A 4,662-nucleotide genomic window follows, 5' to 3' on the forward strand; every position below is an offset into this window, starting at 1 on the left:
GTTCAGTTCTGGAAGAATTGAGTCTTGCCCGGGCAGATGGACGGTATCTCAAGCTTCTGGGCCAGTTGAGCAAACTGGATGTCCTGGTTCTCGATGACTGGGGCCTGATCCAACTGTCCCAACCCCAGCAGGAAGATCTCTTCCAGTTGTTGGACGACCGCATTCAAAAACGATCCACCATTGCAACCAGTCAGTTGCCCGTCGAACACGGGCATCAAAACATGGCCAACCCCACGATTGCCGATGCATTGCTGGATCGACTGGTCCAACCTGCGTATCGGATCGAACTCAAAGGAGAGTCGCTTCGGAAACGGCTGACCAAACCGTTGAAGTACGTGAAAGAAGCAAGTACATCTGGGTAACCCAGAACGCATGATCGCGGTACCACACTCCACCAAGTTATATCAGTGCAAGTTTATGGGTGGGCAATCTCCAAACGCTCTCCAATGAATGTTTCGTGGCTGGAAGAAAAAAACATCAGGATCCTTGGACCATTGGTTCATTCGCGAAACAATCCTAAAACAGACTCATACGAACCGAAGAATAAATGTGAAACGCAAGCCCCAAAAATCGCCCAGCAACCGGTGCGAACTTTCATCTCACTGAGTGCGAACTTTCAATCTCATTAGGTGCGAACTTTCATCTGAATACGCAAGAGAGTCCCCCCATACTTTATTCGCATCCCTTACAAGATACAGGGGGCACCGAAATCAGGATAGACGAACTCATGGATCAGCCTTGCGCGAATCCACGTTATAGAGGCATAACCGTTCGTGAAGCCATGTTAAGGTTACGCAAACGACCCAAGACAAAGCCCATGAATCCAGACAGCAAGTTACAAAATAGCGTACAATTCCCAATTATTTCCATACAAATAGGTAGGATGACCTTGAATATCCATGATCTGTATATCAGACCGATTTGTCACGAAAAAACGTGGTTGAAAATTCAGGGTCCCTATGGACAACCGGCAGGGTATTGTAATCCTTGTTCGTTAATAGCGTAGCGTACCCTGTAGATTCAATCCTAGTTCAGCCGGGATGGACGTGCGCGCTATTCCAGAAATTGATACGCGAAACATCTCCTTAGTCTGCAATTCCTCGCCCAATCGGAACAAGATCACACCTGGAAGCACTGTTACTCCAAACATAGACCTTGCTACGCCCATATCCAATGGCATTCCATAACCCATTTCAAACTCCGTCCGGTGAAGGCTACCCTTTACCGGAACTGATTCAAGAAGTGTCTGCTGGTGGTGCAAAGCACCGCTCTGATTAGGCCCCCACGATGGGCGGACAGACAGCATGAATCCTTCTGAGCCGCCCCCCACTTGCAAAGACCCCGAGATCCCCCACTCCGTAAACTCGTTTTCGGTATGCATGATGAGCCCCTGCGTGCGTACATCACCACGCAGATGCCATGCTGGAATTACCACCCGAACTCCACCCCCAACCTCAAGACCCGTACCTGTTTCCGCGCTCCCCGCATCCTGCCTCGCATTCAATTCTACGTACGGACGAATGTGATCGCTGATCCGAAGATCTCCCTCAATCCCCAGTCGTAGCCGAACGACTTCCAAGCCTTCCTCCAACACCTTTGCATCCGCAGCCAGCACATCTCCGTGATAGCGCAGATGTAACCGATCCAGAGATGCCAGTCTGCCCTGCACACCTAGCATCCCAAATCGAGATGTCAAAGTCTCCGCTAACTCCTGAGTCTCCGACTCTCCTTGACCATATCCTCCAGACAACCAGACCTCCAAGTCTCCTCTACGATACGATGCATACGGATACAGACCGGTGAGCGCGGCCTGTATCTGTCCCGATTTCTCACGCACCTCAAACGATCCGTCTCCCTGGCTGCGCGACACCAACATACCGGCCAGCCACCTCCCCGATACGCGATAGTCGATCCCAAACATTCCCGTGGAAACCTCTCCATCCAGCGACAGCGTACCTTCACTCCCATTGAAACGACGATACATCCCCCGTCCCCAAACGCCGAAACCGGAAAACTGCGTTGAGGTCCGGCACCCCGAAAACAATTCGCCCATGGATGGAGCCCAGGAGGAATTTGAATGCCATAGTTGCGCCATCTCTGTTCTCTCGCCGGCCGAACATACGACCTCATTGGCTCTCCGACGAACACGCTCGCTCAGCGCTTCTACAATTTGGCTCGACACTGTTCGTACAAACCGGATAGAGTATGACGCCAACACTTCCTCCTGAACTGACTCGGATTCCTGAATTATAGCGATGGCAACCGCCTTGTCCAGCCGAATCTCGTCTGAACTTTCCAGCCGAACCGAGAAGGTCTTTGCCTGCCATTCCAGTTCGCCCCGTATCAGTGCAACTTCAATTACCTCTTCTGCAGATCCAGGATAAAAGGTAAGTATTCCCTGGGCAGCCAGATAGTCAGTTCCCGCCTTGGCAGCCCCGTCTTCCGTCCGATAATGAACGGATAGAGGATGACGAATCGGCTGCGACAGATGAACCGTAAATTGCACCTTGCCCGCATCCTCGAACACGACCTCATCCGCAATCCATGCGGATGCACGCTGATCATCATCCAAGATCGTAACCATTGCCACCCCCTGAGCGATTGTCAGCCCTTCGACTGCGTTCGAAAGTCGAACTTCAAACTGTTCAGATTGCTCTGGATCGTCGTCATTGACAATTCCAATCTGGAGCACTCCGCGCTTTGATCCCGTAGTGAATACTATGATTCCCTTTGAAGTCACATAGTCTGCATCTCCCTCCGCCGTTCGTTCTACGGTTTCGTAGTTAACAGATATGGGCATAGGAGCAGGGCGATTCAATTCCACGGATAACGAGACCAGCCCGATATCTTCCTGTGTGTCTATCTGGTCAATAATGGAAACCGTCAGAACATCCTCCCCTTTATCAATCACCACAACCTCCACCGAGGGATCTGTGCGACCATTATAGTTGGGATCGGCACTTGTTTGCGCATGCCACAGCGTCACAGTATTATCCTTCGTATCGTTATCCGCTCCAGCCATCACCGTTACCGTTTGGGGCCTATTCCATGCCTTTGTTCCAGAAGGGGTAAACGTAAGTTCCGTCTTGTCCAATGTCACCGCCGTCCCCTCGTGCCCGGTAATCGCGACCATCACACTTGATGTGGGCTCGGATAAAAGAGTTATCGTATATGTATCAGGTGGCCCTCCTTCCCTCAAGACGATCCGACTATTATCGACTGTCAAGCCATGCCTGTCATCGTCTTCAATCGTCACATCCACATTAGCGAAAACATCATCGTAGCCGGAGCCACTGGCCTTCAGTGTTAAGGTCTCTCGATCGTCATCAGCATCATCATCGGATTCTGCGGTTACAGTCACGGTCTTTGATTCTTTCCAGTCTGAGGGCCCAAAGGTTAGCGTTCTCTTGGCCAGCGACAAGTCCGTCCCTGCAAATCCGGTGATCTCCACGATCACTTCCTGCACAGGTGGAACGGAAATTTCTACATCAAAGGATGTTGAATTCCCTTCCGGGATGGTTATTCGACTTGGCCGCACCATTAAACGGGCTTCATCATCATCGATCACGTTCACTTGCAGGTAACCTATCTCCATGTTGTAGTCTCCCCCCTCGGCTGTATGAATTAGTCTCACCGTTTCGTTACGATCATTGTCGTCTGGTCCTGCCCTCACGACGACATCTATTGGTGTGTTCCAGTCCGTAACGTTGAACACCAGTGGTACTTGGGGAACTGTTAGGATCGGATTATCTGAACTGATCTTCACCATTACCTGAGCGGTCGGCTGCGATGAAAGTGCTACGCTGTACATCCTCTCCTCACCCTCTCGTATATCCAGTGGATCCGGCATAAATATAATCCCCACCTTGTCATCGTCGTCAATTGTTAGCGTATGCACTTTCGGTGCTCCCAATACGTAATCTGACTCGGGGTCAGATTCCAGGGTTAGGATCAGTGTTTCAGAGGTTTCTGCTATATAATCATTTACAACCGTAATCTCAATTATTGCTTCGGTTGCACCAGCAACAGTGCTAAAAGTACCGGACGTTGTGTAATCTGTGCCATAGGTCGCAGAGCCCCTATACGTATAGGATACAGTGAAAGCTGAAGTCGGGGCGGGATCAATGGTCATTGGTACTTTGACTATGCCGTCACTTTCTTCCGCCCTGGATATATCCATGCCGAAACGGATTTTTGGCGTTTCCGGCGGCACATCATTATCCCTGATCGTCAACGTATGCGAACTCGGGCTTCCTATACTGTATCCTGAACCCGTGGCCAACGTCAGAATGATCTCTTCGGCTCCCTCAATGTCGGCGTCATTATTAATTGTCACCGGAATGTTCGCCGAGGCCTTATTCGCCGCCACGGTAACTGTCCGTGTCGTCCCTGAACCCGGAATACTGTAATCTTCAACATCCGTCGCTGAGCCACCCAGCGTGTAGTTCAACGTGACGGTAGTCGTTGGCACGGGGCTAAGATTGACCGTAATGTTATGCGGACCGGCGTCGTCTTCATCAACGATGGTAGGATCCGAGGCGAACGCAGCCTCCGGCAACACATCATCGTCCACGATCGTCAACGTATGCGAACTCGGGCTTCCTATGCTGTATCCTGAACCCGTGGCCAACGTCAGAATGATCTCTTCGGCTCCCTCAATGT

Annotated in this window: 2 protein-coding genes; one reads left to right on the plus strand and one right to left on the minus strand. The window is 51.0% G+C overall.

Annotation, left to right across the window (positions count from 1 at the left end; genetic code table 11):
* A partial coding sequence (locus tag F4Y64_00875) for an AAA family ATPase (GenBank protein MXX96155.1) occupies nucleotides 1-362 on the plus strand: 362 nt, incomplete at its 5' end.
* Between the two features lie 632 nt (nucleotides 363-994).
* On the opposite strand, the gene F4Y64_00880 is transcribed toward F4Y64_00875, so the two are convergent.
* Nucleotides 995-4,630, minus strand: coding sequence for an autotransporter domain-containing protein (locus F4Y64_00880; protein ID MXX96156.1), 3,636 nt, complete (start codon nucleotides 4,628-4,630; stop codon nucleotides 995-997).
* Between the last annotated feature and the right edge of the window lie 32 nt (nucleotides 4,631-4,662).

The sequence above is a fragment of the Rhodothermaceae bacterium genome, from assembly GCA_009838195.1.
Taxonomy (GTDB): domain Bacteria; phylum Bacteroidota; class Rhodothermia; order Rhodothermales; family Bin80; genus Bin80.